General features: G+C 68.6%; 29 protein-coding genes. 11 read left to right on the top strand and 18 right to left on the bottom strand.

Features of this window, described 5'->3' with window-relative positions:
• Window positions 1-17: 17 nt before the first annotated feature.
• Window positions 18-911, bottom strand: a complete 894-nt coding sequence (locus AOZ06_RS07110; RefSeq protein ID WP_054288700.1) for an SMP-30/gluconolactonase/LRE family protein — start codon at window positions 909-911, stop codon at window positions 18-20.
• Between the two features lie 95 nt (window positions 912-1,006).
• Here AOZ06_RS07110 and AOZ06_RS07105 point away from each other — a divergent pair, with 95 nt between their 5' ends.
• Window positions 1,007-1,498, top strand: coding sequence for a MarR family winged helix-turn-helix transcriptional regulator (locus AOZ06_RS07105; RefSeq protein WP_054288699.1), 492 nt, complete (start codon window positions 1,007-1,009; stop codon window positions 1,496-1,498).
• A gap of 42 nt (window positions 1,499-1,540) precedes the next feature.
• Here the strand turns inward: AOZ06_RS07105 and moeZ are convergent, their stop codons facing one another.
• From moeZ to AOZ06_RS07090, 3 genes are all read right to left on the bottom strand, one after another.
• Window positions 1,541-2,722 (bottom strand): adenylyltransferase/sulfurtransferase MoeZ, encoded by a 1,182-nt coding sequence (gene moeZ / locus AOZ06_RS07100; RefSeq protein ID WP_054288698.1) that lies wholly within the window; start codon window positions 2,720-2,722, stop codon window positions 1,541-1,543.
• A 75-nt stretch (window positions 2,723-2,797) separates the two neighbouring features.
• A complete protein-coding gene (locus AOZ06_RS07095) occupies window positions 2,798-3,889 on the bottom strand; it encodes a DUF3152 domain-containing protein (RefSeq protein WP_054288697.1) in 1,092 nt (363 codons plus the stop codon).
• Between the two features lie 61 nt (window positions 3,890-3,950).
• Complete coding sequence (locus AOZ06_RS07090; protein ID WP_054288696.1) at window positions 3,951-4,928, bottom strand: alpha/beta fold hydrolase; 978 nt, start codon at window positions 4,926-4,928, stop codon at window positions 3,951-3,953.
• A gap of 107 nt (window positions 4,929-5,035) precedes the next feature.
• Here AOZ06_RS07090 and AOZ06_RS07085 point away from each other — a divergent pair, with 107 nt between their 5' ends.
• Complete coding sequence (locus tag AOZ06_RS07085; RefSeq protein WP_054288695.1) at window positions 5,036-5,665, top strand: TetR/AcrR family transcriptional regulator; 630 nt, start codon at window positions 5,036-5,038, stop codon at window positions 5,663-5,665.
• Window positions 5,666-5,683: 18 nt separating this feature from the next.
• Window positions 5,684-6,106, top strand: a complete 423-nt coding sequence (locus tag AOZ06_RS07080; RefSeq protein ID WP_054288694.1) for a hypothetical protein — start codon at window positions 5,684-5,686, stop codon at window positions 6,104-6,106.
• 425 nt (window positions 6,107-6,531) lie between these two features.
• On the opposite strand, the gene AOZ06_RS07075 is transcribed toward AOZ06_RS07080, so the two are convergent.
• Entirely contained in the window at window positions 6,532-7,440 is a 909-nt protein-coding gene (locus tag AOZ06_RS07075) for an AurF N-oxygenase family protein (protein ID WP_054296469.1), read from the bottom strand.
• Window positions 7,441-7,499: 59 nt separating this feature from the next.
• Here AOZ06_RS07075 and AOZ06_RS07070 point away from each other — a divergent pair, with 59 nt between their 5' ends.
• Complete coding sequence (locus tag AOZ06_RS07070) at window positions 7,500-8,201, top strand: TetR/AcrR family transcriptional regulator (RefSeq protein ID WP_054288693.1); 702 nt, start codon at window positions 7,500-7,502, stop codon at window positions 8,199-8,201.
• Entirely contained in the window at window positions 8,198-8,515 is a 318-nt protein-coding gene (locus AOZ06_RS07065) for a DUF4873 domain-containing protein (RefSeq protein ID WP_054288692.1), read from the top strand. The genes AOZ06_RS07070 and AOZ06_RS07065 overlap by 4 nt, the downstream gene beginning before the upstream one ends.
• Before the next feature lie 46 nt (window positions 8,516-8,561).
• Here the strand turns inward: AOZ06_RS07065 and AOZ06_RS07060 are convergent, their stop codons facing one another.
• Entirely contained in the window at window positions 8,562-8,792 is a 231-nt protein-coding gene (locus tag AOZ06_RS07060; RefSeq protein WP_054296468.1) for a DUF3107 domain-containing protein, read from the bottom strand.
• Window positions 8,793-8,836: 44 nt separating this feature from the next.
• Window positions 8,837-9,508, bottom strand: coding sequence for a ferritin-like fold-containing protein (locus tag AOZ06_RS07055; protein ID WP_054288691.1), 672 nt, complete (start codon window positions 9,506-9,508; stop codon window positions 8,837-8,839).
• A gap of 364 nt (window positions 9,509-9,872) precedes the next feature.
• On the opposite strand from AOZ06_RS07055, the gene AOZ06_RS07050 reads away from it, so the two are divergent.
• Genes AOZ06_RS07050 through AOZ06_RS07040 form a run of 3 tightly spaced genes read left to right on the top strand, consistent with a single transcriptional unit; the run spans window position 9,873 to window position 13,630 of the window.
• On the top strand, window positions 9,873-11,363 hold the full coding sequence (locus tag AOZ06_RS07050; RefSeq protein ID WP_054288690.1) for a DEAD/DEAH box helicase: 1,491 nt from the start codon (window positions 9,873-9,875) through the stop codon (window positions 11,361-11,363).
• 48 nt (window positions 11,364-11,411) lie between these two features.
• On the top strand, window positions 11,412-12,767 hold the full coding sequence (locus AOZ06_RS07045; RefSeq protein WP_054288689.1) for an Rv3212 family protein: 1,356 nt from the start codon (window positions 11,412-11,414) through the stop codon (window positions 12,765-12,767).
• Window positions 12,764-13,630: an alpha/beta fold hydrolase gene (locus tag AOZ06_RS07040; RefSeq protein WP_054288688.1), complete on the top strand. Its 867-nt coding sequence runs from the start codon at window positions 12,764-12,766 to the stop codon at window positions 13,628-13,630. The genes AOZ06_RS07045 and AOZ06_RS07040 overlap by 4 nt, the downstream gene beginning before the upstream one ends.
• Here the strand turns inward: AOZ06_RS07040 and AOZ06_RS07035 are convergent.
• On the bottom strand, window positions 13,605-14,213 hold the full coding sequence (locus AOZ06_RS07035; RefSeq protein WP_054288687.1) for a TetR/AcrR family transcriptional regulator: 609 nt from the start codon (window positions 14,211-14,213) through the stop codon (window positions 13,605-13,607). The genes AOZ06_RS07040 and AOZ06_RS07035 overlap by 26 nt on opposite strands.
• A gap of 62 nt (window positions 14,214-14,275) precedes the next feature.
• On the opposite strand from AOZ06_RS07035, the gene AOZ06_RS07030 reads away from it, so the two are divergent.
• Window positions 14,276-14,749 (top strand): GNAT family N-acetyltransferase, encoded by a 474-nt coding sequence (locus AOZ06_RS07030; RefSeq protein ID WP_054288686.1) that lies wholly within the window; start codon window positions 14,276-14,278, stop codon window positions 14,747-14,749.
• Here the strand turns inward: AOZ06_RS07030 and AOZ06_RS07025 are convergent.
• From AOZ06_RS07025 to AOZ06_RS07005, 5 genes are all read right to left on the bottom strand, one after another.
• Complete coding sequence (locus AOZ06_RS07025) at window positions 14,701-15,135, bottom strand: hypothetical protein (protein WP_054288685.1); 435 nt, start codon at window positions 15,133-15,135, stop codon at window positions 14,701-14,703. The two genes, AOZ06_RS07030 and AOZ06_RS07025, sit on opposite strands and share 49 nt — an antisense overlap.
• Window positions 15,132-15,905 carry an SDR family oxidoreductase gene (locus tag AOZ06_RS07020; protein WP_054288684.1) on the bottom strand — a complete coding sequence of 258 codons (774 nt, stop codon included), beginning with the start codon at window positions 15,903-15,905 and terminating at the stop codon, window positions 15,132-15,134. The genes AOZ06_RS07025 and AOZ06_RS07020 overlap by 4 nt, the downstream gene beginning before the upstream one ends.
• A 67-nt stretch (window positions 15,906-15,972) precedes the next feature.
• Entirely contained in the window at window positions 15,973-16,392 is a 420-nt protein-coding gene (locus AOZ06_RS07015; protein WP_236952117.1) for a hypothetical protein, read from the bottom strand.
• A gap of 767 nt (window positions 16,393-17,159) precedes the next feature.
• Window positions 17,160-17,993 carry a RecB family exonuclease gene (locus tag AOZ06_RS07010; RefSeq protein ID WP_054288683.1) on the bottom strand — a complete coding sequence of 278 codons (834 nt, stop codon included), beginning with the start codon at window positions 17,991-17,993 and terminating at the stop codon, window positions 17,160-17,162.
• 10 nt (window positions 17,994-18,003) lie between these two features.
• Window positions 18,004-18,633 (bottom strand): MarC family protein, encoded by a 630-nt coding sequence (locus AOZ06_RS07005; protein WP_054288682.1) that lies wholly within the window; start codon window positions 18,631-18,633, stop codon window positions 18,004-18,006.
• A 309-nt stretch (window positions 18,634-18,942) separates the two neighbouring features.
• Between AOZ06_RS07005 and AOZ06_RS07000 the strand changes: the two genes are divergently transcribed.
• Complete coding sequence (locus AOZ06_RS07000) at window positions 18,943-20,634, top strand: hypothetical protein (RefSeq protein WP_054288681.1); 1,692 nt, start codon at window positions 18,943-18,945, stop codon at window positions 20,632-20,634.
• Here AOZ06_RS07000 and AOZ06_RS06995 read toward each other — a convergent pair.
• From AOZ06_RS06995 to AOZ06_RS57645, 3 genes are read right to left on the bottom strand one after another with little or no spacing between them, the layout of a single operon-like run.
• The gene (locus tag AOZ06_RS06995; protein WP_054288680.1) at window positions 20,618-21,496 is read right to left on the bottom strand and encodes a PHP domain-containing protein; all 879 of its coding nucleotides are present in this window, start codon (window positions 21,494-21,496) and stop codon (window positions 20,618-20,620) included. The genes AOZ06_RS07000 and AOZ06_RS06995 overlap by 17 nt on opposite strands.
• A gap of 47 nt (window positions 21,497-21,543) precedes the next feature.
• Window positions 21,544-22,104, bottom strand: coding sequence for a PH domain-containing protein (locus tag AOZ06_RS06990; RefSeq protein WP_054288679.1), 561 nt, complete (start codon window positions 22,102-22,104; stop codon window positions 21,544-21,546).
• Between the two features lie 18 nt (window positions 22,105-22,122).
• Window positions 22,123-22,287: a hypothetical protein gene (locus AOZ06_RS57645; protein ID WP_169798811.1), complete on the bottom strand. Its 165-nt coding sequence runs from the start codon at window positions 22,285-22,287 to the stop codon at window positions 22,123-22,125.
• Window positions 22,288-22,450: 163 nt separating this feature from the next.
• On the opposite strand from AOZ06_RS57645, the gene AOZ06_RS06980 reads away from it, so the two are divergent.
• Window positions 22,451-22,855 (top strand): NUDIX hydrolase, encoded by a 405-nt coding sequence (locus AOZ06_RS06980; protein WP_054288677.1) that lies wholly within the window; start codon window positions 22,451-22,453, stop codon window positions 22,853-22,855.
• A gap of 3 nt (window positions 22,856-22,858) precedes the next feature.
• On the opposite strand, the gene AOZ06_RS06975 is transcribed toward AOZ06_RS06980, so the two are convergent.
• Together AOZ06_RS06975 and AOZ06_RS06970 are read right to left on the bottom strand one after the other, a co-directional pair.
• Entirely contained in the window at window positions 22,859-23,968 is a 1,110-nt protein-coding gene (locus AOZ06_RS06975; protein WP_157232877.1) for a DUF2332 domain-containing protein, read from the bottom strand.
• Complete coding sequence (locus AOZ06_RS06970) at window positions 23,965-24,468, bottom strand: MaoC family dehydratase (protein ID WP_054288675.1); 504 nt, start codon at window positions 24,466-24,468, stop codon at window positions 23,965-23,967. The genes AOZ06_RS06975 and AOZ06_RS06970 overlap by 4 nt, the downstream gene beginning before the upstream one ends.
• Window positions 24,469-24,686 lie beyond the last annotated feature (218 nt).

Here is a 24,686-nt window from a genome sequence, read left to right as displayed (position 1 = left end):
CCGCCACGCCATTCGTGTCAGGGGCGTGGAATGGCGACAACCGTGTACCCCATGTCCGGGGTGGGCGGCTTGGGCGGAGTCGTGAAGCTGAACCGGGCATTCGGCAGGTACAACCGCGATCCGAACTCGGCCACGGTCGCGGGCACGTCGAACCGGTCGTCGGTCACCCGGCGGGCGACGCGCCCCTCGGTTCCGCCGACGTTCAACTGCACGACAGCCACGGTGTTGGTCCGGTTCTGCACCGCGTACAACGTGCGGCCACGAAGGAGCAGGCCGTCGCCGTCGACCAGGGAGTCGCCGTGCAGGTTCACCCGCCGGGCGACGCCGTCGAAGCCGACGCGGAACAGGTCGCCGGTGTTGGACTGCACCACGAGCAGAGCTCGGCCGTCCGGTGCCAGCGTGATGCCGTTGGCGTTGAAGCCGTCCCGGTAGGTGATGTCGCCGGTGAGCGGGATCCGCTCGACCCGGCCGTCCCGCAGTTTGTAGAGCACCGGGTTGGTGGAGTCGGTGATCCACGCGGCGCCGTGGGCGATCGCGATGTCGTTGACGAACGCGGGGCCGGTGGCCAATTGGTACGACGACACCACGCGACCGGTGTGGATGTCGAGAACGCGCAGGTCACCGCCGGTGCCACCGGCGACGAGCAGCCGTCCGCGGCTGTCGGCGCGCAGACCGAGCGCGGGTGTGCCGGGTCCTCGGCTGAGGATCGCGCCCCGGCCGGTGCGCAGGTCGGCGCGGTAGACGGAGCCGTCGGCCATGGACCCGATGTAGGCGTACGGGCCGGGTCCGATCTCGATGCCTTCGGCCTGGAAGCCGTCGGGCAGCCGGATCGTGGCGGGGAAGGCGGCCGCCTGGGCGGGGCCGGCCACCAGCCCCAGCAGCAGCAGCGCGGTCAGGAACAGGCGTCGCATGAAAACCTCTCAACGTTGAAACTCTTAATGTTGAGATACCAACATGGAGGTAGTCTTCACGTCAAGTAGGTGAACATTGAGACAGTTGGTGGCCGATGAGCGACGCGGTGGACGAGATCCTGGACCAGTGGCGGACCGAGCGCCCGGACATCGACCCGTGGCCGATGGGGATCGTCGGCCGGATCTCCCGCCTGGCCCGCGTGCTCGACCGCGAGCTCAAGGAGTTCTTCGCCGCACACGGCCTGGAACGCTGGGAGTTCGACGTCCTGGCGACCCTCCGCAGGTCAGGACCGCCCTACGAGCTGACGGCCGGAGCGCTCATCCAGACCGCGATGGTGACGTCCGGCGCGATCACCAACCGGATCGACCGCCTGACCGCCCGCGGTCTCGCCGAACGCGTCCCCGACGAACAGGACCGCCGCTCGGTCCGCGTCCGCCTGACCGACGAGGGCAGGACACTGGTCGACGACATCCTCGAAGCCCACGTGGCCAACGAGGTCAGACTGCTCTCGGCGCTGCCCGCGGACCAACGGGACCACCTGGCAGACGCGCTGCGCGGCCTGCTCAGGTCGTTGGGCGACACATGAAAACGGTCCCACGGCGAACCGTGGGACCGTCAACGGTAGATCTCAGTACGTCGGCAGGCTCGGGTCCACGTCCCGTGCCCACCCGAGCACGCCGCTGCCGACGTGCACCGCGTCGGCGAAGCCCGCCTTGTGCAGCGCGGCAAGGGCTTCCGCCGAGCGGGCGCCCGACTTGCAGTGCAGCACGATCGGCTTGTCCTGCGGCAGTTCGGCCAGCGCCTCACCGGACAGGATCCGGTCCTTCGGGATCAGCACGGCGCCGGGGATCGACACGATCTCGTACTCGTGCTGCTCACGCACGTCGATGAGCGCGAAGTTGTCGCCCCGGTCGAACTTCTCCTTCAGCTCGCGCGGCGTGATGGTCGAGCCGGCCGCTGCCTTCTGCGCGTCGTCCGAGACCACTCCGCAGAACGCCTCGTAGTCGATCAGCTCGGTGATCTTCGGGCTCTCCGGGTCCTTGCGGATCTTGATGGTCCGGTAGCTCATCTCGAGCGCGTCGTAGACCATCAGCCTGCCGAGCAGCGGCTCGCCGATGCCCGTCAGCAGCTTGATCGCCTCGGTCACCATGATCGACCCGATCGACGCGCACAGCACGCCGAGCACGCCGCCTTCCGCGCAGGACGGGACCATCCCCGGTGGCGGCGGCTCCGGGTAGAGGTCGCGGTAGTTGAGGCCCTGGCCGTTGGGCGCGTCCTCCCAGAACACGCTGACCTGGCCTTCGAAGCGGAAGATCGAACCCCACACGTACGGCTTGCCCAGCAGCACCGCGGCGTCGTTGACCAGGTACCTGGTGGCGAAGTTGTCCGTGCCGTCGAGGATCAGGTCGTAGTCGCGGAAGATCTCGAGGGCGTTCTCCGAGTTCAGATGCGCCTCGTGCAGGTTCACGTGCACGAACGGGTTGATCTCGGCGATCGACTCGCGCGCGGAGACCGCCTTGGGCTTGCCGACGTCCGACACGCCGTGGATCACCTGGCGCTGCAGGTTCGACTCGTCGACCACGTCGAAGTCCACGATCCCCAGCGTGCCCACACCGGCGGCGGCCAAGTACAGCAGCGCCGGGCTGCCGAGGCCACCCGCACCGACGACGAGCACCTTGGCGTTCTTCAGTCGCTTCTGACCGTCGACTCCAACATCTGGGATGATCAGGTGCCTGCTGTAGCGGGCCACCTCGTCCTTGGTCAGCTCCGCAGCGGGCTCCACCAGCGGCGGCAGCGAACTACCTGGCATCGACTCCTCCTAAGCGTCCGCCTCAATCCAACACCGCCGGGGGCCGGATGCTTCCGCGATGCCCACATTGCGGGATCAGGAACCGGGCGGCTTACCTTGGGGGTTGGGGTACGGATTGGTCTTGCAGACCTTCCCGTCCGCCTTCACCGGGTCCCGCGTGCCGGGCACAGCGTCGTTGAGCTGGGCGACGTAGTTGTTGTTCACGCCGAACGTCTGCTGCATCATCACCGGCGCGAGCCCGTCGCTCTGCGCGCAGCCCTCGTGGCCGCGGCCGAACGCGTGACCAACCTCATGGTTGATGGCGTACACCCGGTACAGCCCGATGTCACCGTTGAACGCCAACGCGCCACGCACCCAGCGGGCGAGGTTGATGACCACACGACCGTCACGCGACAACCGGCACGACGACTCATACGGAATGGTCCGCCCACACAGCTTGTGCGTCGTCTCCGGCGTGGTCAGCGAGATGCGGACAACGGGCTTGTCCGTCACACGCTGCACGGCGATGCGCGGGTCGCTTGTCCAGCCGCGCGGATCAGCCAGGGTCGTGTCGACCAACCCGGCGAACGCGTCGTCGCCGCCACCGACGTCCGTCGTGGTGACACCGTTCTCGATCTCGATCGAGTACGTGTACGTCTTCTGCGTGCCCTGGCCGACCTTGGGCCCGCTGCCCGGGACCACTCGGAACGTCTCCGGGCCCGCCTGGGTGAAGTCACGGCCGGGCGGGAGGTCCGCGGTCGGGATCTTGGCGTCGATCGGGGTGACCGGTTTCTCGGTGGCGTCCGGTGTGTCGGTCGGCACCTCGTTGCTGCCACCGATGGCCGCCGCCTTGTTCGGCGCGGCCTGCGTCTCGGTGGGCGGGCCGGCCTGTGTGGTGTCCCACAACACGAGCGCGGTGATCACCAGCAGGATGGGGATCGCGTACAGCCGCCAGCCGTAGACCGCCAGGATGCCGCGTTTGCGCACCGGCGGGATGCGCCGATACGACTCCTCGGCGTTCTCGGCATCGGGGTTCCACGCCGCTGCCAGCGGTTCGCCGGACGCACGACGCGTGCCACGCTGATACCGGTCGTCATCCGCGCGGCGGCCGTGGGGTCCCCGCGCGGCCGCACGTGATGCTCCGGAACGTGACTTTTTCGGCGGCGAGACGTCTCCTCCTTGGGTCATCCGGCTCACGGCTTACAGGGTGCCACATCACTCTCCGATAACGATGGTGCGACTGGCTGGACTACCAGGACCCGTCCTGTTCGGCCTCCCACAGGCCGAGGGCGGCCCGTGCCACCGTCTCTGGCCGTTCCATTTGCGCGACATGCCCGGTTCGGGGCAGGACAAGCAGGCGTCCGCGGGGCAAAAGCCGTGCGGTTCGCGGGGCCTTACGGACAGTCACCAACTTGTCCTTCGCGCCCCAGATCACCAAGGTGGGCGCGGAAATGTTCGGCATGATCCGCCACAGCGACTGCGACGGCGGCACCAGCCACGCGCGGAACAAGCCGAGCGTCAGGCTCATCAGCGACTGCCCGGCCCACGCGATCTTCGCCCGCTCGACGAACTCGTTCGCCGTCTCGTGCATCCGGTGCTGCGGGACCATCGACGGGTCGGCGAAACACAGGTTGACCAGTTGTTGCGCGCGCTGCATGGGCGTGAGTGCGGCGAGCTGGCGTCTGAACCGCTCGCCGATGAGCGGCATCATCGCGAACGGGATCCGCGGGTCGGACATCCGGTTGGGCAACGGCCGCAGGTCCGGGACCGCGGGCGAGATCAGCGTCAGCGTCTTGACCAGGTCGGGGTGCCGCGCGGCGAGGATCATCGCCGACGCGCCGCCCATCGAGTTGCCGAACAGGTGCACCGGGCCGTGACCGAGGCCACGCAGGAACGCCGCCAGCGTCCCGGCCTGGTCGGCGAGGTCGAAGGTGTGGCCGGGTGGTGGCTCCGACCGTCCGGCTCCCGGCATGTCGACCGCGATGCCCTGGGCGTGCAGCGACAGCTGCCCGGCCAGGTCGGTCCAGTTCATCGACGATCCGCCGAGACCGTGCACGTACACGGCTGTCTCGTCGGCCGGGCCCGGCGTCCTGCGGACGTGCAGCCGCACGCCGCCCGCTTCGACGTGCTCGCCCGGCCACGGCAGCTGGGTGGTGTCCAGTGGCGGACGCGTCGCGTCGGACAGCGGGACTCTGGTCAGCGGGGCGCGCTCACTGGTCAAGTTCATTTATCCAGTGTGCCCGCAGTTCAGGGTGGTCATACCGGCTCGAATCACGAGACGCACCCCGGTGGGACATACCGGCGAGTAAGGTTGAGGGGAAGCGAGGAGGCCGTATGTCGGAAACGATGCAGCAAGGCGCCAAGAGCGCGCGGCTGCCCAGGACTGCCCGGCGTGCGCAGCTGCTCGCCGCAGCACAGGACGTGTTCGCCGCCAACGGCTACCACGCCGCCGCCATGGACGAGATCGCCGAGCGGGCGGGCGTCAGCAAGCCGGTGCTCTACCAGCACTTCCCCGGCAAGCTCGAGCTGTACATGGCGCTGCTGCAGACCCACGCCGACGAGCTGATCGCGGGCGTGACGGGAGCACTGGACTCGACCACCGACAACAAACTGCGCGTGCAGGCGGCTGTCGGCGCGTACTTCGACTTCGTCGACCACGAGGGCGAAGCGTTCCGGTTAGTGTTCCAATCGGACATCCGAGGCGAACCGGTCGTGCACGAGACGATCGAGCGCGCGACGAAGTCCTGTGTGGACGCGATCACCGCGACCATCACCGCGGACGCCGGTATGGACGAGGAGCGGGCGCGCCTGCTCGCCGTCGGCCTGGTCGGCGCCAGCCAGGTCGCTGCCCAGTCGTGGCTGGCCAGCAACCGGCCGATCGAGAAGGCCGAGGCCGTGAAGCTGATCTCGACGCTGGCCTGGCGCGGAATCGGTGGCGGTTACCCGCTGCAGCCGCATTCCTGACCGTCAACGCGACCACGGGTGGAGCTTGCCGAGCCGCCGCTGCCGCAGGACGGCGGCGGCAGGCCGATCGCGAGCCCCGGCATCAGCGCGTGGATCGGCCGTTGGGCCATGAGCACGCTCAGCAGCATGACGACGGCCACGACTAACAGCACGAGCTCGGTGTTCCTGTTGCCCGGCCGCGCCGGTGTCGTGCACGACGGGCACGCCGCGGTGGTTCATCCGCGCGGTCAGCTGCGCTTCCCGTTTGCAGCGGGTGATCATCGTGGGCCCGTCGTCGGCTTTCGACGCCGGGCACAGCGGTCTCCCCCCGACCTCGCGATCCAGCCGGGCGTCCAGTACTTCCCAGACCTCGCCCATGCCGCCGCTGCCCAGCGGCCTGCTCAACCCGTACCTCTCACCGATCATTCGGTCCATCACGGCGCGATCACGCCTTCCACCTAGTCGGCAGCGCCACAGGAACTCTTACTTGTTGTCAGTGCTCACAAGCTGTCGAATGGATGCGGCGGTCACAAAAAGGGTCTTGGGGCATCGTGCGGACGCGCTGGACGGACTTCCACGGTACGGCCGGGCTGGCGCTCGCGATCGCTGATCGAGTCCCACGCACGCCTGTCGAGGCGGGCAAGACACCTGGGGGGAGAACGGCGTCACCATCACGCCCAGCGCCGTCCTCGACCCAGCCGACCTCAACGCAGCCGAGCAGCACGACCTCGTCCGTTTCGAAGCCCACGGCCCACCGGCCGAGCAGAGGTAGCTCGCGTCGTTTCCGGCAACGGCGCCAAACAGACGCTACTGGGGCGGCGACCTCCACCTCAGCGTGACGACCACGTGCGACTGGTCAGCCGCGGGTCTGGGGCTGACCCGGCGGCCTACTTGACCAGGAAGGAAGCCCGCCAGAACGCCATGCCCGGCCCGCCGACCAGCCCGGCCTCGTCGAGGAACTTCATGATCCGCTCCCCTGCCCAGTGCAGGGTCTCCTGGAAGTGCGGGTTGTTGCGCGCGACCTTCGCCGTCTCCCTCGGATCGAGCCCGACGGACTTGTACACGCGTGGGTTGATCAGGCTGCTCGTGATGCCATGCGACACGGCCGCGATCAGGAACTGCTGGTACGGCAGCTCCCAGCGGCGCAGTTCCTTCATGCCGCGCACGACTTCCTGGCGCGCGAACGTGACGTGCCGCGCTTCTTCGAGCACGTGGATGCGGTTGACCATGCGCACGAGCGGCTGGACGCCGGGGTCGGCCATGCTCTCGCGCTGGATGCGGTCGAGGATCTCCTCGGCGACCAGGATCGAGCCGTACAGGGCGGGGCCGTAACCGATCACCGGCAGCAACCTGCCCAGCTTCTTGAGGATCGCGGGCGGGCCGTACGCGGGCGCGCCGACCTTCTCGATCGAGCGGGCGAACATCGTCGAGTGACGGCATTCGTCGGCGATCTCGGTCAGGGCGTACTGCGCGTGCCGCGTGGTCGGGTCGATCCGGTAGACCTCCTTGAGCAGCATCTGCATCAGCAGCACCTCGAACCAGATGCCGTTGCTGGCGACGCTGGCGACCTCGTGCTTGCTCAGCTCGATGCGCTGCGCGGGGGTCAACTGGTCCCACAGGTGGGTGCCGTAGATCGACACGCGGTGGTCCGGCGCGTAGTACATGCCCTCTTTGAGCGGCGCGTTCCAGTCGATGTCGACCTCGGGGTCGTAGAACTTGTCGGCCGACGAGTTCAGCAACCGCTCGGCGGTTTTCTCCCGGTCGGACCCCTCGGCAACTCGCACCACGCGGCTCATCGTCGACACCCCTTTAGTGTTACCGGAAGTAACAGTTACCTCTGGTAGCATGCAACCGCATGGGCGAAGGTGTCAAGGGAGAGGGCGACGCTCGGCGTGAGCGCTGGCGCGAACACCGCGCCGCCCGCCGCGCGGAGTTCGTGGAAGCGGCACTGAAAGCACTCGACGAACACGGCCCCGACCTCGCCATGGAACACGTGGCCGCGGCAGCGGGCGTGACCAAGCCGGTGCTCTACCGGCACTTCACCGACAAGGCCGACCTCTTCGTCGCGCTCGGCCAGCGCGGCACCGAGATCCTCTTCGAACGGCTGATCCCGGCGATCAACCGCGAGGAAGCGCCGGTGCCGCGGATCCGCCGCAGCCTCGACGCCTTCTTCAGCGTGATCGAGGACCACCCGAACCTCTACCGGATGCTGGCCCGCAAGGCCTTCAACGGCCGCCCGGTCGACTCCGACCCCGTCCGCGAGGACAAGGAGATGATCGCCGCGGCGCTGACCAGCCTGCTCGGCGACTACATGCGCGCGCTGGGGCTCGACTCGGGCGCGGCCGAACCGTGGGCGTACTCGATCGTCGGGATGGTGCAGACGACCGGCGAGTGGTGGCTGGACCGCAGGTCGATGACGCGCGACGCGCTCGTCGAGTACCTGACCACGATCATCTGGTCGGCCATCGACGGCTTCCTGCGCCAGCACGGCATCGAGATCGCACCGGACAAACCGATCGAGATCAACAAAGTGGTCCAGCTGAGGAGAGCCCGATGAGCGACGAACACGGTGATCACGACGACGAGGGCTACACCGGCCCGGCGACCCTGCTGATCGGCGACAAGGAGCTGGCGGTCGAGCTCGAACTGCGCGGCTACTTCCAGCCGATCGACGGCTACTACCGCTGGTACGGCCGCGTCAAGGAGAACCAGGAGCTGGCTGGCCTCGCGGGCGGCAAGAAGGTCAAGGCGACCGTGCGGACCCCGCACGGGGAGGCCGTCGCCGAACTGTCCGACCCGGACCCGTGGAACCGCTACCGGGTCATGGGCACGAGCAGGCCCCCGTTCGCGACAGACCTCGTGACCTCGTGAGTGGTTCGTCCGGTTCCGACCGGACGAACCACTCACGACAGCCAGATCAAGCCTTGACCGAGAACCCGACCTTACGGGTGTCGGCCGTGCCGATCTCGACGTACGCCACGCGCGCCGCCGGGACGATGTAGCGACGACCCTTGTCGTCGACGAGGGTCAGCTGCCCCGCGGGGTTCTTCAGCGCGTCGGCAACCAGCGCCTCAACCTCGTCGGGCGACAGGTTGCTCGTGAGGAGCAGCTCCCTGGGGCTGTCCACCACGCCGATCTTGACCTCCACGCTGACCTCCAGCTTTGTTCCCCGCACTTGGTGACGAGGCAAGGTTATCCGAGTCCGAGGGCTGTCATCCGCTTGCCGTGGGCCTGCTGCAGCCGCCGGAACAGCGCCGCGATCCCGGCGAGGTCGCCGGATCCCGTCACGATCAGCTCCGTCAGCCCGTCGCGCTCGGCCACGATGTACTGGGCCTGCGTCAATCCCTCGCCCAGCAGCCGCCTGCCCCACAGGGTCAGCTTGTCACGCAACGCCCGGTCCGCCTCGCAAGCCGCGCGGACTTCGCGCTCGGCGAACGCCGAGTGCCCTGTGTCGGCGAGCACACCGAGCACCAGCTGCTTGGTCGAGTCGTCCAGCCAGTGCGCCAGCTGGCTGTAGAGGTCGGCCGCGAGGCCGTCGAACACGTAGGCCTTCACCAGCGACTCGTGCCAGCTGCGCGGCGGTGTCGAGGCGTGGAAGGCCTCGAAGTGCTGGATGAACGGCTCCATCGCCTCGGTCGGCCGCACCCCGTGCTCGGTGAGGTACTGCTCGATCTTGCTGTAGTGCCCGATCTCGGCCGCCGCCATCACCGCGAGCGCCGCCCGCCCGGCCAGCGTCGGGGCGCTGCGGGCGTCCTCCGACAGCCGGTCGAACGCGGAAAGCTCGCCGTAGGCCAGCACCCCCAGTAGATCGACAACTCCATCCTGCAGCCGTGCGGAGTCCACCACGGATTCAGCCTCGCTCATGGCGGTGAGCGTAACGGCAGGACTGCCCAGGTAGACTCGGTGTGACGCCCGGCGTATCACAACGCCGTGAGGCGACGTTCCAAGACAGTGACGGCCAAGAGCCCGTCACACGGAGGGTGTGTGCACGCCACGCTGGCCCTCCCGCGCCGACGCCACCCAGCGCCCGGCAGCGGTCGAGCGGCCCAACCAGGGCAGTGCGCACTGGTAAAGAGAGGCGATCACCCTGAGCTCAACCCACAACGAGAATCTGGATCCGCTGGCACTGGAACACAGCGAAGCCGGCGTTCCCGACACTGACACGTCCCACCCGCTGCAGGCAGACGCTCCTGTCCGCACCGACTCACCCACGTTCGCCGAGTTCGGCGTGCGCGAGGAGATCGTCAAGGCGCTCTCCGCCGCGGGCATCGAGCGGACCTTCGCCATCCAGGAGCTGACGCTCCCGCTGGCCATGGCAGGCGAGGACATCATCGGCCAGGCCAGGACCGGGATGGGCAAGACCCTCGGCTTCGGCGTCCCGCTCCTGCACCGGCTGAACACGCCGGGCGACGGCACGCCGCAGATGCTCGTGGTCGTCCCGACCCGTGAGCTGTGCCTGCAGGTGGCCCACGACCTCACCGACGCGGGCAAGCACCTGGGCGTGCGCCTGCTGGCCATCTACGGCGGCCGTCCCTACGAGCAGCAGATCTCCGCGTTGCGCAAGGGCGTCGACGTGGTCATCGGCACGCCCGGCCGCCTGCTCGACCTGGCCGAACAGCGCCACCTCGTGCTCGGCAAAGTCCGCTCGCTGGTGCTGGACGAGGCGGACGAGATGCTGGACCTCGGCTTCCTGCCGGACATCGAGCGCATCCTCGGGATGGTGCCCGACGAGCGGCAGACCATGCTGTTCTCGGCGACGATGCCCGGCCCGATCATCACGCTGGCCCGCACGTTCCTGCACCAGCCGACGCACATCCGCGCCGAGGAGAACGACCAGGGCGCCATCCACGAGCGCACCCGCCAGTTCGTCTACCGGGCGCACTCGATGGACAAGGAGGAGATCGTCGCGCGTGCCCTGCAGTCGGCCGACCGCGGCCTGACGATGATCTTCGCCAGGACCAAGCGGACCGCGCAGAAGATCGCCGACGACCTGGCCGAGCGTGGCTTCGCAGCCGCAGCCGTGCACGGTGACCTCGGCCAGGGCGCCCGTGAGAAGGCGCTGCGCGCGTTCCGGTCGGGCAAGGTGGACGTGCTGGTCGCCACGGACGTGGCGGCCCGCGGCATCGACATCGACGACGTCACGCACGTGATCAACTTCCAGTGCCCTGAGGACGAGAAGACCTACGTCCACCGGATCGGCCGCACCGGCCGGGCCGGGCGCACCGGTGTCGCGGTCACCCTGGTCGACTGGGACGAGGAGTACCGCTGGAAGACGATCAACGACGCCCTCAAGCTCGACATGCCCGACCCGGTCGAGACGTACTCCACGTCCGAGCACCTGTTCGCCGACCTCGGCATCCCCGAGGACGCGACCGGCAGGCTGCCCGAGGCCATGCAGACCCGCGCGGGCCTGGACGCCGAGCAGGAGGAAGACCTGACCGGCGGCAAGAAGCGCCGCAGGCGCGGCGGGACGCGCACCCGGTCGACGACGCCCCGGACAAAAGAGACGCCGGCGGCCGAGAGCAACGAGGAACGGCCGCCGAAACAGCGTCAGCGCAGGCGTCGCCGCGCAGGCCAAGACGTGGCAGGCGCCTCGGAGGAGACTCCCGCCACACCGGACACCGGTGAGTCGAAGACCGCTGACAAGCAGCCACGACGCCAGCGCACGCGCCGCCGCGCCGGTGTCGAGGTGGCCCGCGAAGCCGGCGAAACCTCATGAGTACCGTGAAGTAAGGACTTTGCGAGCACTCTCTTGAGGGAGGACGACGTGTCGGAGACCGCCGCCGAGCGAGGTGCTGATGCCGGCGGGGAGGACGTGCTGGACGGGCCGATTCCCGACGAGCCGCCGAGGCCGCCGCGCACGTCGTTCCACCGGCGCCGGGACTTCGCCGCGGTCGTCGTGCTCGTCGTCGCGGTGGTCGCCGGATGGGCCCTGATCGGCACATCCAGCGACTTCGCCGCGACGTCGTCGCAGATCGCCCCGGACGACCTCGAGACACCGCAGGCGCCCAGCACGCTGCCGCCCTCGTTCGGCGAGGCGTGGCGGGCGCCGAGCGGTGCCACGCAGATCCCCGTCGCCGTCGGCCCGTCCGTGGTGACCGGCGACGGCAACGAAGTCGTCGGGCGCAACCCGTACACCGGCAAGCAGCGCTGGCGGTACGCCCGCGACATTCCACTGTGCACGGTCGGGGCGGCGTGGAACGAGGCGATCGCGGTCTACCGCAAGACTTCCACGTCCCTGCCGTCGAGCGACCCGAACCACAACGGCTCGTGCAGCGAGGTGACGTCGCTCAAGTCGAGCACCGGCGAGCGCGAACACCAGCGCAACGGCGACGCCGAACTGGACACCCAGCTGCTGTCCGACGGCTCACTGGTCACCGCGACCGGCAAGCGCCTGATCAACACCTGGCGCAGTGACCTGGTGCAGACCATGGAGTACGGCGCCGTCCCGGACATCGTGAACCCGGACAAGCAGCCGCGGGTCGGCTGCACGTACGGCTCCGTCGCCGTGACGCAGGGCCGGATCGGCGTGATCGAACGCTGCCCGGCCAAGACGGACCCGAACGAGACGGGCGACGACCGGTTGACTGTCTTCAAGCCGACCGGCAAGGAGAACGAGAGCGACGAGCCGCAGGTCGACTTCAGCATCACCGTCGGCGGCAACGGCGCCAGGGTGATCGCGCTGAACGAGACCTACCTCGCGCTCGCACTGCCGAACCCGAGCCGGATCCTGGTGTACAACGGTGAGGGCAACAAGGTCGGCGAGTACCCGATCGCCGTGCCGGACGCCGAGTTCGCCGGCGACCCGGCACGCGGGGTCGTACAGGTCACCAGGGGAACCGACGCGGTGTTCTGGTTCACCGGCAGCAAGACCATCGCACTGTCCACAGCGGACTTCCGGCCGCTGTGGACGAAGGAGAACACGCTCGGCTCCGGCGCGGTGTTCGCCGGTTACCTGTTGCTACCGGTGAAGGACGAATACGTGGTGACCGACCAGCTGACCGGCGCGCGCGTCGCCCAGACGCCGGTGAACCGCGGCGACCACACCGGGCCGGTGCAGATGGCCACGCTGGGCCCGATGGTCCTCGAACAGCGCGGCCCGACACTGGTCGCGCTGCGATGACCGGATCCCAGGTCGGCCCGCACCACGCGGACCGCGTCGAGCTGCCCGGCCGCGACGGCCCGCTGGCCGCGCTGCGCCGCCCGGTGCCCGACGCCCCCATCGCCCTGCTGGTTCCCGGCTACACGGGGTCCAAAGAGGACTTCACGCCGCTGCTCGACCCGATCGCCGACGCGGGCGTCGAACCGGTCGCGATCGACCTGCCGGGCCAGTACGAGTCGGCCGGGCCGAAGGAACTCGACGCGTACCTGCCCGCGCCGCTCGGCACGCTGGTGGCCGAGATCGTCGAGAAACTCGCGGCCGACGGACGGCCGATCCTGCTGCTGGGGCACTCCTACGGCGGCCTGGTCGCCCGCGCCGCCGTGCTTTCCGGCGCCCCGGTGCGCGGACTGACCTTGCTCAGCAGCGGGCCTGGCGAGCTTCCGACAGGACCACGGCGGAAGATGCTCGACCTGGCCGAGCCGGTCCTGCGCGATCATGGCGTCGAGGCGTTGGCGAACTTGCGGCGCGCGCTGTACGAGAACGATCCGGTGTGGCGGAAACTGCCCGTCGAGCTGCGCACGTTCCTCGACGACCGGTTCCGCCGGTCGAGCGCGGAGTGCCTGCTCGGGATGGCCGTCGGGCTGCGGACCGAGCCCGATCTCGCGGACAGCCTCGCGCGTCATCTCGAAACCACGGGCACGCCGTGCCTGGTGGCGTGCGGCGCGGAGGACGACGCCTGGCCCGTCGCGGCGCAGCGGGACATGGCCGACCGGCTGGACGCCGACTTCGCCACGATCCCAGGTGCCCGGCACTCGCCTGCCGTCGAGAATCCCGCGGCGCTGCTGGGGGTTCTGCTGTCTACGTGGCGGATGTGGCTGGCCTGAGCAGCCCGAACGCGGCGAGTGTCGCGTCGAGCATGGCCTGTTGCGTGACCGGCGGGTAGGCGGCCGGGTCCGTGGAGCCGAAGGCCGCGGTCCCCTCCACCATGGCGATCAGGGCGCAGGCCGTCGTGCTGACCCGCTCCTGCGGCCAGCCCGGTTCGACGGCCGCGACGAGCCTGGTGATCCGTTCGCGCCAGGCCTTGTTGTTGGTGCGGTGCAGGCCGATCAGCTCGTCATCGCCGACGGCGGCGGCCAGGAACCCCACCCACACGATGCTTTCGGCCGCGGTCCGGCCGTCAAGCGCCATTCCTTGCGCGAGGACCGCACGCAAGGCGTCGCGCGCGCTCGACGCGTCGGCTTCGAGGTCCTCGGCGCGTTCACGAGTCCGCTCGTGCAGGAGTTGACGCGCGTGCAGCAGCAGCGCTCGCCGGTTGGGGAAGCGGTGCATGACCAGGCCGGTCGTGCAGCCCGCGGCTGCGGCGACGGCTCTGATCGTGAGCCGTTCGATCCCCTGTTCGGCGAGCACCTCCCAGACCGCACGGGACAGCTGCGCCTGCTGGGCGGGCATGTCGGCGGTTCGTGACATGGATCGCACCCCTCCTTCTCGTAACAGCTGTTACCGTAACAGATGTTACGAGAGGAGCGGTCATGCTCGACGCACAGCGGTGGACCATCGAAGCCCGGCCGTGGAACGACCCGGCAGGCGAGGACCTCCGGCTCCGGCAACGCGCGGAACTGGACGCCCGCTACGGCACGGACGACCACGAACCCGGCCCACTGCCGTCAGCGACGGACGTCGACGTCTTCCTGGTCGCAGTCGAGACGGGGACAGGCCAAGCCGTCGCCTGCGGCGCCCTGCGCCAGCTGGACGCCACATCGGCGGAGGTCAAACGCATGTACGTGACACCGCACATGCGCGGCACCGGCGTGGCGACCGGCGTTCTGCGCGCACTGGAGGCAGCCGCCGTCGAACACGGGTGGCACACCGTCCGGCTGGAGACAGGGAACGAGCAGCCTGACGCCATCCGCTTCTACAGCCGTGAGGGCTACCGCGAGATCCCGCTGTTCGGCAACTACATCGGCTCGACGCTCTCGGTCTGCTTCGAACGCGACTTGCGCTGACTGAACAGCACACCGAGCAGAAGCCCGGGGATCACGACGCCGAGGGCGAGCGCGAGCGTCTGGGCGATCCAGTCGGCGCGCGGCATGTTGTCCATGTGCACCGCGTGGAAAACGAAGTGCGGCACCGTGAACACCAGGTTCGCCACCAGCGCGGTGGCGACCATCCGGCGTTCCATGGTGACAACCGCGACCACCAGCACGAGGACGTACGCCGAGGTCGCGGCGCCGAGGTCACGCATCAGGTGCTCGTTGTACGGCGGGAACATCGCGACCCACGAATGCCCGGGGATCGGGACATTGTCGTAGAACGTGCGCGGGAAGAACAGTTGGAGCACACCGACGAGGCCCTGACTGACCGCGAGGAAGACCAGCCCGCCGCGGATCATGACCGGCCCCGGTAGGACGCGTTGCGCAGAGCGGGGTGGGCGGCGAGGTGCTCGGCGAAGGTGATCCGTCCGGCCCGCCGGTCCGCAGCCAGGTGGCCGCCGCGCCGGTAACCCCGGAAAGCCTTCCCTGGCAACCTGATCGCCAGCAGGACCCGCCGCCGCCCAGCCGCCGCCAGCACCAGCTCGGCGAGGTCGCGGGCACGGCGGATCTCCGGGCCCGCGATGTCGGGGACACGCCCGGCCGGAGCGCCGACGGCGAGTTCAGCGACCCGGTCAGCCACCTCCCCGACGTCGACGGGTTGGAAACTGCAGTCCGGCACCGGCATCACCAAGGGCACACGCGCCGCACCGACCAGCAGGACACGAAGAAGGTCATGGAACTGGGTGGCGCGGAGAACCGTCCACGGCAGCCCGGATCGCTCGATCAACCGCTCGGTGGCCACTTTCTCCTGGTAGTAGCCCAACGGCACACGGTCGGCGCCCACGATCGAGACGTACACGAGGTGCGGCCGACCCGCGCGCAGCGCGGCGTCGACCAATGTCGCCGCGAGCCGCGTCTCCGACCGTCGGCCAAAAGCCGTCGCACAGTGGACCACCGCATCGACGCCTGCCACTGCCTCCCGGACGCCGACCCCGGACTTCAGATCGGCGACGACCCGGCCGGCACCGGCCTTCCGGCTGGCCACCAGGACCTGGTGTCCCGCATCCACCAGGCGCGAGACAACCCGGCTGCCGAGCAGACCGGTTCCACCAGTAACGAGTATTCGCACAGGACCACCCCTTCCGGACAATGTCGTCAGGAAGACCTGCCGAAACCCCGAAACGTGACAGCCGTGCTCAGATCCACCAGAACAACACGAGCACCAGCACCACGACCACACCTAAGCCAACCCCCGCGACCAGGGCAGGGCGACCAGGCCGCCGATCGATGACGCGTTGCGCGTAGACAGCAAGACCAGCGGCGACAGCGTGCCCGATGAGTTCGACGACCCCGAGGCCCGGAACCCCGTTGGCCCAGGAAATGATCTGCAAAACCAGGACAGCGACAGCAAGAAGCACCAACCCGGCAGCCAGCGCCCCACTCAGCTCACGCCAGAAACGGCCCTTGGGGGGCTCGTCCCGCGTCGCTGTCTCCGAACCACGGTTGCCGCCGTGATCATCCCGAGCCACGTCTCCGACAGCAAGCTCCTCGGTCGGCCGCTGCGAATCCCGGACGGCGAAATCATCAGTCGGCTGCGCCGACTCCCCCTTCGCCATCCGTACGCGGTTCTGCGAAGGCCGCCGCCCCGGCACCGAGCCCGTGGCAGCCGATGTCCGGCCCGGCTGAGCCGCGGCCTCGGTCACCTGCGCAGGACGCTTCTCACCACGCCACGCCGAACTCCCAGCAGCAAGCTGTTTCGCCTCCTGCACAGAGCTCCGGGCAGCCCGCTGCCCGATCGCATGCTCAGCGACCTCCCCAGCCGAGGACGGCACCGACAGTGCCTCAGTCACCTGCGCCGGACCCCCACCCGACCGCTTCCCATCTCGCCGCGGCAAACCACCGGCAGCGAGTTCCGCCTTCCGCACAGAACTCCCGGAAGACCACTGCCCAGCACCCTGCGCCGAATCCCCAGCAGCCGACGCCTCACCATCCCCAGCCAAACGCCGCACCGAATCCCCAACAACCGGCACCACATCCGACCGGCCGGAATCCGGCACCGACAGTGCCTCAGTCACCTGCGCCGGACCCCCACCCGACCACTCCCCATCTCGCCGCGGCAAACCACCGGCAGCGAGTTCCGCCTTCCGCACAGAACTCCCGGAAGACCGCTGCCCAGCACCCTGCGCCGAATCCCCAGCGCCCGGCACCGCATCTGGCTGACCTGACCGTGGCAGCGACCGTGCCTCAGTCACCTGCGCCGGGTCCTTGGTGGGCCAGGCCGTGACCGGCAGCTGCTCGGTCACCTGCGGCTGTTTCTTTCCGGGGGTGGGTTTTCCGGATTTGCCGTGGGCGGGGAACTCGTCGGTCACCTGGTCTGCCGGCGTCACGGGGGCAGCATTCCCCACGGCGCGGTCGGCGGGCCCGCGGCTTGGCCTTCCGGGCAGTGGCGGCGGAAGTCGCACCATGAGCATTGCCTTCCCACTTGCGGCGGGAACAGCACGTCCGGGTCGCCGCCTGCGTCGAATGTGTCCTTGGCCAGCTGCAGTTCCTCCGCTGTCTCCTCTGCTCGCGACTGGTGGCGCGCCAGCGATTCGTCCGTGTGCTCCCAGACCGCGACGTCACCTGTCGGCAGGTGGTGGAGTTCCACCTTGCGGCATTTGCGGCGCAGGGTTCGCGTCGTCGCGATCGCGTACATCGCGAGTGCTTGTGAACCCCTGGCGTCATCCGTGGTCAGTGCGCTGCGGCCGGTTTTGTAGTCGATGATCACCAGTTCGCCGTCGCGGTCGTCGATGCGGTCGACCCGACCTTCGGCCACGATCGTCCCCGCGGGCGCGGAGACCCAGCGTTCCAGGCCGATCGGGTCGACGGTCACGTCCGTCTCCGACAGGTAGCGGGCGACCCACTCACGGGCGCGGTCGCGGTAGACCGCGGCTTGCTCGCCGTCGGCGAAGCCGTCGTCCTTCCAGTGGGTCGTCACCAGCGCGGCACCGGTTTCGGCCGTGCGCTTCTCCAGCGGTAAGTCGAAGAACGCCCGCAACGCGTTGTGCACGACGGCACCCAATGTCGAGTGCGCGTACGCGCCGCCGCGTTGCGGAGCCGGGCGGTCCACGTACGTCATCCGGTAGCGACGCGGGCAATCCACCCACGTGGCCAGCTTCGACGGCGTGACCCGCACGAGCTTCTTCGGCATGCTGTCGAATCCGAGCTGCCCTTGCACGTTCTCAAAGTTACCCTGAGCCACTGACAAAACCGCGGACGGAGTCGGCCAGCAGCTGGACCGCGATCGCCGCGAGCAGCAGGCCGGCGATCTTCGCCAGCAACGTGATGCCGCTTTCCTTGATCAGCCTGATCACCACGCCGGAGAAGCGCAGGCAGATCCACAGCAGGAAGTGCACGGCCAGGATCGCCAGTGCGAGCGCCACGTACGAACCGGTCTTGCCCTCGGCCTGCCGGACGAACACGATCGTCGCCGCGATCGCGCCCGGCCCGGCCAGCAGCGGAGTGCCCAGTGGCACGAGCGCGATGTTGACGTCCTCGACTTCCTGCGCCTCCGTGTGGCCGCTGCCGTGCAACAGATCCAGCGCGATGATCAGCAACAGCAGGCCGCCTGCGCCCTGCAGTGCCGGGATCCCGATGTGCAGGTACGACAGGATCGCCTGGCCGCCGATCGCGAACAGCGAGATCACCGCGAGCGAGACGAGCACGGCCTGCCGGGCCGCCCTGGCCCGCGCCGCCCGTGTCTTGCGGCCGACCAGGCTGAGGAAGACCGGGATGGTGCCCGGCGGGTCCATGATCACCACCAGGGTGATGGTGGTCGCGGTGAACATCCGCGCGTCGAAGTAGTCAGCCAGTGCCACCCGCTCATCCAAACAGGACGGCACCCGATCAGCACCTTCCGCGGCGGGCCGCAGTGTCCAAGGCCACGCCGGACGGGTTGAGACGCCGATGAGACGCCGTCCGGCCGCGGGGAACCTATCGTCGTGGGTGTTCGGCAAACGTTCGCAGGGTCCTGGTTAACCCCCAGTACCCGGGCCCGGCGGACAACGGCGGCCCGTCCGCGTCCCGGGGGTGAGCGGGTAGTGCGCGGACGGGTCGTCCATTACTCCATTCGAGTGGAGCATGTGCCGGGCCGGTAACCAATTCACTGGCTCGCGTTACATCTGGGCGTGGAGCTGAGCACGAGCCAGGCGAGCGTGTCCGAGCAGGTCAAGTCGTTGCTGGCGGCCGGAACGCCGGTGATCAACCTGGTCGGCCCGATCGGTGTCGGCAAATCCACCGTCCTCGCGGCCCTGGCCGACGACCCAGATCTGTCACGGACAGTGACGTTCCTGGACGATCCCGTCGATGTCGGCCCGCACGACACGCCGGTGGTCGCGGCGAGTCGAAAACCCGTCCGCGGTGTCGTCGTCGAAGTGCCTCGCTGGACCACGCCCGAGGTGACACGGCTGGCGACGGGACTCGGCGTCGACGACGAGCTCGTCACGCTCCTGTCGGGCGGATTGCCGTTGGTGGTCAGGAGCCTTTGCCGTGCACTGCGCGAGATCCCGTCGACCGTGCCGGGCGCGGTCGCCGACCGGGCGTTGCGGGAGATGAGGCTCGAACCGGGCTTCGCCGGAGCGCTCGCGGAACTCGCCGTCGTCGGCCGCGCCGACGAGGAGCTGCTGACCGAGTTGGTCGAGGTTCCGCGCGACCACGACTGGTTCGGCGAACTGGCCGGCTCGTGCCTGGTCACCGCGACCGTGGCGGGCCTGGCGGTGATCGAGCCGTTCCGCACGCTGCTCGACCTGCGCCACCGCTGGCGCAAACCGGTGGCACACCGGACAGCCATCACCAAGGCGACCGTGCGCAACCGCAGGCTGCTCGCCGCCGCGACCGACGACGACGTCCGGCAGGCGCTCACGGAGCACTCGCTGTTCCTCACCGATGATCCGCTTGTCCGCAGGACACTGTTCCCCGCGTCGAACCAAGACCCGCTGGTACGCAAGGCTTCCACCGACGAGTACGACGAGATCGCCGTATTCCTGCGGGAATGGGCCAGGCAGGGCGGGCTCAACCCGGCCCGCACCGACCGGATGCTCGACGACTGGCTGACACACGCCGCCGACGGGTTCAACCTGGTCTGCGGCCCGGACAACCGCCCGGTCGGGATGAGCTTCACGCCGAAGATCACCGACGAGGCGATGGCCGTGATCGAACCGATCACCCAGCAGCACACCGACAGCGTCGTCGATGGCGCGTTCATCGGCATGGCGGTCTGCGACCCACGCCAACCGGCCGCGCACGCCGCGTTGTTACGTCATGTCCTCGCTGTCGGCGTGCAGTACGGCGGGCTCGTGATCGCGACGCCGTCGCCGCAATACCAGGCGTTGTCCCAGCGGTTCGGGTTCAACCACCCGGGCGCCGCCCGGCACGACCCGTACGACTGCGGCCGGGATTCGGAGATATTCACGCAGGACTTCGTTACGTGGGACCGTGTCACGGGCTGGCTGGACCAGCTCGCCGCGGTCGGTGTCGCCCCGCCCGTACCCACGGATGTCCGGTGGTGCGCGGCGGAGATCCGCAAGGCACTCGAGCACGTCAACGATTCCGCGAAACTCGCGCGCAGTCCGTTGGTCGTGGTCACCGGCACCGCGGACGTCCTGCACACCTTCCTGACCAACGCCATCACCGAGCTGGCGAGCGCGCAGGACCAGACGACCTCACAGGCAGGGCACATCCTGCACGCGTACTACCTGCGCAGGCGACGTGACCACGTCGGCGTCGCCAACCAGCTGCACCTGAGCCGCGCCACGTACTTCCGCCGCCTCGACCACGGTCTGGTCGCGCTGGCCACGCGGTTGCTCAGCCGCTGGACGTGACCTTGCTGTGCAGCACGGGAACGCCCGACGTGCGCGAGACGAGTTCGTCGAGCGCCTCGGGCGTGGTGGACTCCTGGCCGATCCTGATCGTCTTGTTCGTGCCGTGGTAGTCGCTGGACCCGGTCCGGACCAGGCGCAGGTCCTCGGCCAGCTCGGCGAGTTCCGCGCGGGTGGCCGGGTCGTGGTCGGGGTGGTCGACCTCGAGGCCGGTCAGTCCGGCCGCGGTCATCTCCTTGATGACGTCCGCGGTCACGGTCGGCCCCCTGTGGTGGGCGAACGCGTGCGCGAGGACGGTCACGCCGCCCGCGTCGGCGATCATCTGGATGGCGGTGTGCACGGGCGTGTCCCGTCGGCTGACCATGAACCGGCCACGGGAGTTGAGGAACACCGCGAACGCCTCGTCGACCGACGAGACCACACCTGCTTTGACCAACGCCATGGCCAAGTGCGGACGACCGGCCGGTGAGTCCGCCGGGAGCGAGGCCAGCAGCTCGTCCGCGTCGACGGGGTAGCCGTCGGCAGCCATGCGCTTGGCCATCTTGTGCAGCCGCGTGCGCCGTTCGGCGCGCAGGCGGGACTGCTCGGCCACGATCGCGGGCGCGTCGGGGTCGAACAGGTATGCCAGCAGGTGCACGGTGGCCGTGCCGCCGCGCCCGTTCGGTGATTCGCAGGACAGCTCGGCGCCTCGGACCAGGGACAGGCCGTCGGGCAACGCGGCCGCGGCTTCGACCCAGCCCGCAGTGGTGTCGTGGTCGGTCAACGCGACCACGGACAACCCGGCCTCAGCCGCAGTGGTGACCAATTCCGTCGGCGTGTCCGTGCCATCCGATACGGACGAGTGCGTGTGCAGATCGATCACCATGCCATCCAGTGTGCTGCATGGCATGGCTCTCACCACAAAGGCGCTGGCTAGGCGTTGCCCTTCTTGCCCAAGGCCGCCTTCTTGGCCTTGATCATCGAGAACCGCTCGGCCTGTGCCTTCTTGTCACCGAACACCAGCTCGGAGATGGCGTCGTAGACCTGCTCCGGCTTCGGCAGGTAGTTGATCTTGTTGAGCGCCTGGATCTGACCTGCCGACTCGACGACCATCGTGCCGTAGCCGAACAGCCTGCCCACCCACGAGCGTTCGTACGTGAGGTCCGTCACCTTGCCGATCGGCATCATCAGGACCTTCGTGGTGAACACGCCGGTGGTCATCATGAACCGCTTGTCGGTCACGACGATCCGCTCGACCCACCACTCGAGCACGAGGTAGGCGAAGCGGAGCAGCACGATCAGCGCCGCGTACCAGAGCACGTTCTGAAACAGCCACATCGACGGCGGCAGGATGTAGGAGATCATCACCGCGACAGCGAGCAGCGCCGCCGCTTCGAAGACGTCCCACGCCAGTACCGCCCAGTGCCGGCGAACCCGGATCACCCTTCGTTCGGAGTCGAGGAGGTACTCGTCTGGGTCCCTGGGCGCGAACATGTGTCCAGTATCTCGCGATTACCCCTGGAACACACTACGTACGAAGAGAATTACCGCCTCCGCCGCGTCCTTCAGTGTGTCGATGATGGATGTCACGATGCCCGCCGACTGCGTCGGTTGAGTAACCAGGAAGAACACGAGCAAAGCGACTCCGGTCAACACGAGAATTTTCTTCGTGTTCACGACGACCAACCCCGTCCTTCTCGCACCCAATGGCGCCTGTTGAAAACCGTTGTACCGCACGAGGCGGTCACCTGACGAGAGTTGTACAGCACTCGGAGCATGCGCTCAGCCCCCCAGCCCGATAGCGCTACGCTGCGTGTTCGTGCAAGGTGGGCAGGTTCGTATGATCAGGTGTGTCGGAGGGGTGACGCACGACACATATGGCCGTCTTTTGATGGTTAGACGTGCGAACGCCCCTGGTCAGGGCCTGTGGTCCATCCCCGGCGGACGGGTCGAACCCGGTGAGCCCGACGCCGACGCCGTGGCCCGTGAGCTGCGCGAAGAGACCGGTTTGATCGTTTCGCCCGGTCGCCTGGTGGGTACCGTGATCCGGCCGGCGCCGAGCGGTTCGTACGAGATCTTCGACTACGAATGCCAGGTCGCCGGGGGTGCGCTGCGGGCGGGTGACGACGCCGCCGAGGTCGCTTGGGTCGACCTGGCGACGTTCACCACACTCGAACGGACGAATTTGCTCACCGCGGGCCTTGCTCCCACACTCCGGGACTGGTCCATGCTGCCCCGCGCATAGGTTTCACAGCCACGAAAGGCTTTGACCGTGCGCTCCGGTGCGGCCGAGCAGGCGGGCATCCGGCTTGCCGGATTCCCATCTGACGAGACCGAGCAGACCCCAGTTCTCCTTGGGGTGGTCCTCGAACTCCTTGCGGCCCGGCACCAGGTAGGTCATCGCGGCGAGGTAGTGCTCCTGGCTGACCCACCAGAGGGGCCTGGTGGCCGCCAGCGCGGCCACAGCGGCCACGAACTCCTGCCTCCGGTCATCTGACATGTACGGCAGCACGTGGCTCGTCAGGACGACGAGAGGGAGCTCCGCGGGCACCTGCGCGGCAGCCGCCGCCAAGTCGTCCACGGCGTCGCCCGCGACCAGCGTGGGCCGGTCCTTCTCCTGCATCTCGGCGGCGACGCGCAGGGTGCGGGACCGTTCCGGCTGGTCGGCCCACACGCAGGCCTCCAGCCAGGCGAGTTCCTCCTCGTCGCGCAGGTCGATCGGCCTGCGGTCCAGGCCGACCTTGGCGCCGACGGCCAGCTTCTTCGGCAGCCTCGGCAGCGGTTTGCCGGACGCCGCGCAGGTCAGCACCAGCGGCGTCTTGGCGGGCCCCGCGTTGACCTGCTCGCCGGCCTCGTTCTGGTAGCGGAAGCCGTACCGGTCGACGCCGAGCAGCAGGCCCGCGCTCGTGCCGACGTCGAGCAGCCCGATCGGCCCCTTGCTCACCTTGGCGGCCTCCTTGGCCGCCTGGGCGATGGCCGGGAACATCGGCGCGGCCCGGCGGACCTCGTTGGTCTGCGTGGTCCGCGTCGAGATCAGCTCCCGCATCCTGTCCGCGCGGTCGAGCACGAACTCGCGGAACAGCGGCCAGACCCGCTCGTCCGGGCCGAAGCTGCCACCCATGGTCAGGTAGTAGCTGGCCAGTTCGATCCACGGCTCCGCCTGGACGAGCCGTTGCGCGGCGGCGAAGAACAGCGTGCCGTGCGCGAAGTTCTCCGGCGCGGCGGCCAGCAGCGCGGCCACCTCGTCGTCGTCCTTGGCGCGGCCGGCCAGTAATTCGTACAGCGGCGAGATCCCGGCGGCCTCGTGCACGGCGAAGCTGGTCAGCCGCGCCTTGGCCAGTTCGAGCGAGGCCATCAGGCGACGGGCTCCGGGCGGCCCGGCTGCTCGCCGCCCCGCGCCTCACCGTACGAGCGCTTGGGAACCATCACCTTGCGGCGGAAGACGCACACGATCGTCCCGTCCTGTTTGTACCCACGAGTCTCCACGTAGACCACCCCACGGTCGTCCTTGGACTTCGACGGTGTCTTGTCGAGCACTTCGGTCTCGCCGTAGATCGTGTCACCGTGGAAGGTCGGTTTGACGTGTTTGAGCGATTCGACTTCCAGGTTAGCGATCGCCTTGCCGGACACGTCGGGCACCGACATGCCGAGCAGCAGCGAGTAGATGTAGTTGCCGACCACCACGTTCTTGCCGAAGTCGGTTGTCTCCGCCGCGTAGTGCGCGTCCATGTGCAGCGGGTGGTGGTTCATCGTGATCAGGCAGAACAGGTGATCGTCGTACTCGGTCACCGTTTTGCCAGGCCAGTGCTTGTACACCGCGCCGATCTCGAACTCTTCGAAGTAGCGACCGAACTGCACTTGAACTACCTCCGTGTAACGCTGCCGATGGGCGAGGACGACAGTGTGGTTGCACAGGGAGTATTCTGTGCAACTGGTGTGTGAGCGACTCCACCGCTCGCACGACCCGACCCGGGGAGGTGAGGACAACTGTGAGTGGCACAGATAGCGCGCCGAGTACCAGCAGCGTCCCCTCCGGATGGGTCGGCCTCGCCAGCTAGGCCCCCGCGGTACCGGCC

Origin of the sequence: Kibdelosporangium phytohabitans, assembly GCF_001302585.1 — a bacterium.
GTDB classification, from domain to species: Bacteria; Actinomycetota; Actinomycetes; order Mycobacteriales; family Pseudonocardiaceae; genus Kibdelosporangium; species Kibdelosporangium phytohabitans.
The sequence above is the reverse complement of the archived record's forward strand: the minus strand, read 5'-3'. Positions and strand labels throughout refer to the sequence as shown.

Coding starts and splice junctions, on each gene's coding strand:
- AOZ06_RS07040 (WP_054288688.1), top strand. CDS start 12,764: ATGACCGGATCCCAGGTCGGCCCGCACCACGCGGACCGCGTCGAGCTG.
- AOZ06_RS07025 (WP_054288685.1), bottom strand. CDS start 15,135: ATGATCCGCGGCGGGCTGGTCTTCCTCGCGGTCAGTCAGGGCCTCGTC.
- AOZ06_RS07065 (WP_054288692.1), top strand. CDS start 8,198: ATGAGCGACGAACACGGTGATCACGACGACGAGGGCTACACCGGCCCG.
- AOZ06_RS07070 (WP_054288693.1), top strand. CDS start 7,500: ATGGGCGAAGGTGTCAAGGGAGAGGGCGACGCTCGGCGTGAGCGCTGG.
- AOZ06_RS07035 (WP_054288687.1), bottom strand. CDS start 14,213: ATGTCACGAACCGCCGACATGCCCGCCCAGCAGGCGCAGCTGTCCCGT.
- AOZ06_RS07015 (WP_236952117.1), bottom strand. CDS start 16,392: ATGGCGAAGGGGGAGTCGGCGCAGCCGACTGATGATTTCGCCGTCCGG.
- moeZ (WP_054288698.1), bottom strand. CDS start 2,722: ATGCCAGGTAGTTCGCTGCCGCCGCTGGTGGAGCCCGCTGCGGAGCTG.
- AOZ06_RS07075 (WP_054296469.1), bottom strand. CDS start 7,440: ATGAGCCGCGTGGTGCGAGTTGCCGAGGGGTCCGACCGGGAGAAAACC.
- AOZ06_RS07105 (WP_054288699.1), top strand. CDS start 1,007: ATGAGCGACGCGGTGGACGAGATCCTGGACCAGTGGCGGACCGAGCGC.
- AOZ06_RS06995 (WP_054288680.1), bottom strand. CDS start 21,496: ATGGTGATCGATCTGCACACGCACTCGTCCGTATCGGATGGCACGGAC.
- AOZ06_RS07055 (WP_054288691.1), bottom strand. CDS start 9,508: ATGAGCGAGGCTGAATCCGTGGTGGACTCCGCACGGCTGCAGGATGGA.
- AOZ06_RS07095 (WP_054288697.1), bottom strand. CDS start 3,889: ATGACCCAAGGAGGAGACGTCTCGCCGCCGAAAAAGTCACGTTCCGGA.
- AOZ06_RS07110 (WP_054288700.1), bottom strand. CDS start 911: ATGCGACGCCTGTTCCTGACCGCGCTGCTGCTGCTGGGGCTGGTGGCC.
- AOZ06_RS07090 (WP_054288696.1), bottom strand. CDS start 4,928: ATGAACTTGACCAGTGAGCGCGCCCCGCTGACCAGAGTCCCGCTGTCC.
- AOZ06_RS06990 (WP_054288679.1), bottom strand. CDS start 22,104: ATGTTCGCGCCCAGGGACCCAGACGAGTACCTCCTCGACTCCGAACGA.
- AOZ06_RS06980 (WP_054288677.1), top strand. CDS start 22,451: ATGATCAGGTGTGTCGGAGGGGTGACGCACGACACATATGGCCGTCTT.
- AOZ06_RS07085 (WP_054288695.1), top strand. CDS start 5,036: ATGTCGGAAACGATGCAGCAAGGCGCCAAGAGCGCGCGGCTGCCCAGG.
- AOZ06_RS07030 (WP_054288686.1), top strand. CDS start 14,276: ATGCTCGACGCACAGCGGTGGACCATCGAAGCCCGGCCGTGGAACGAC.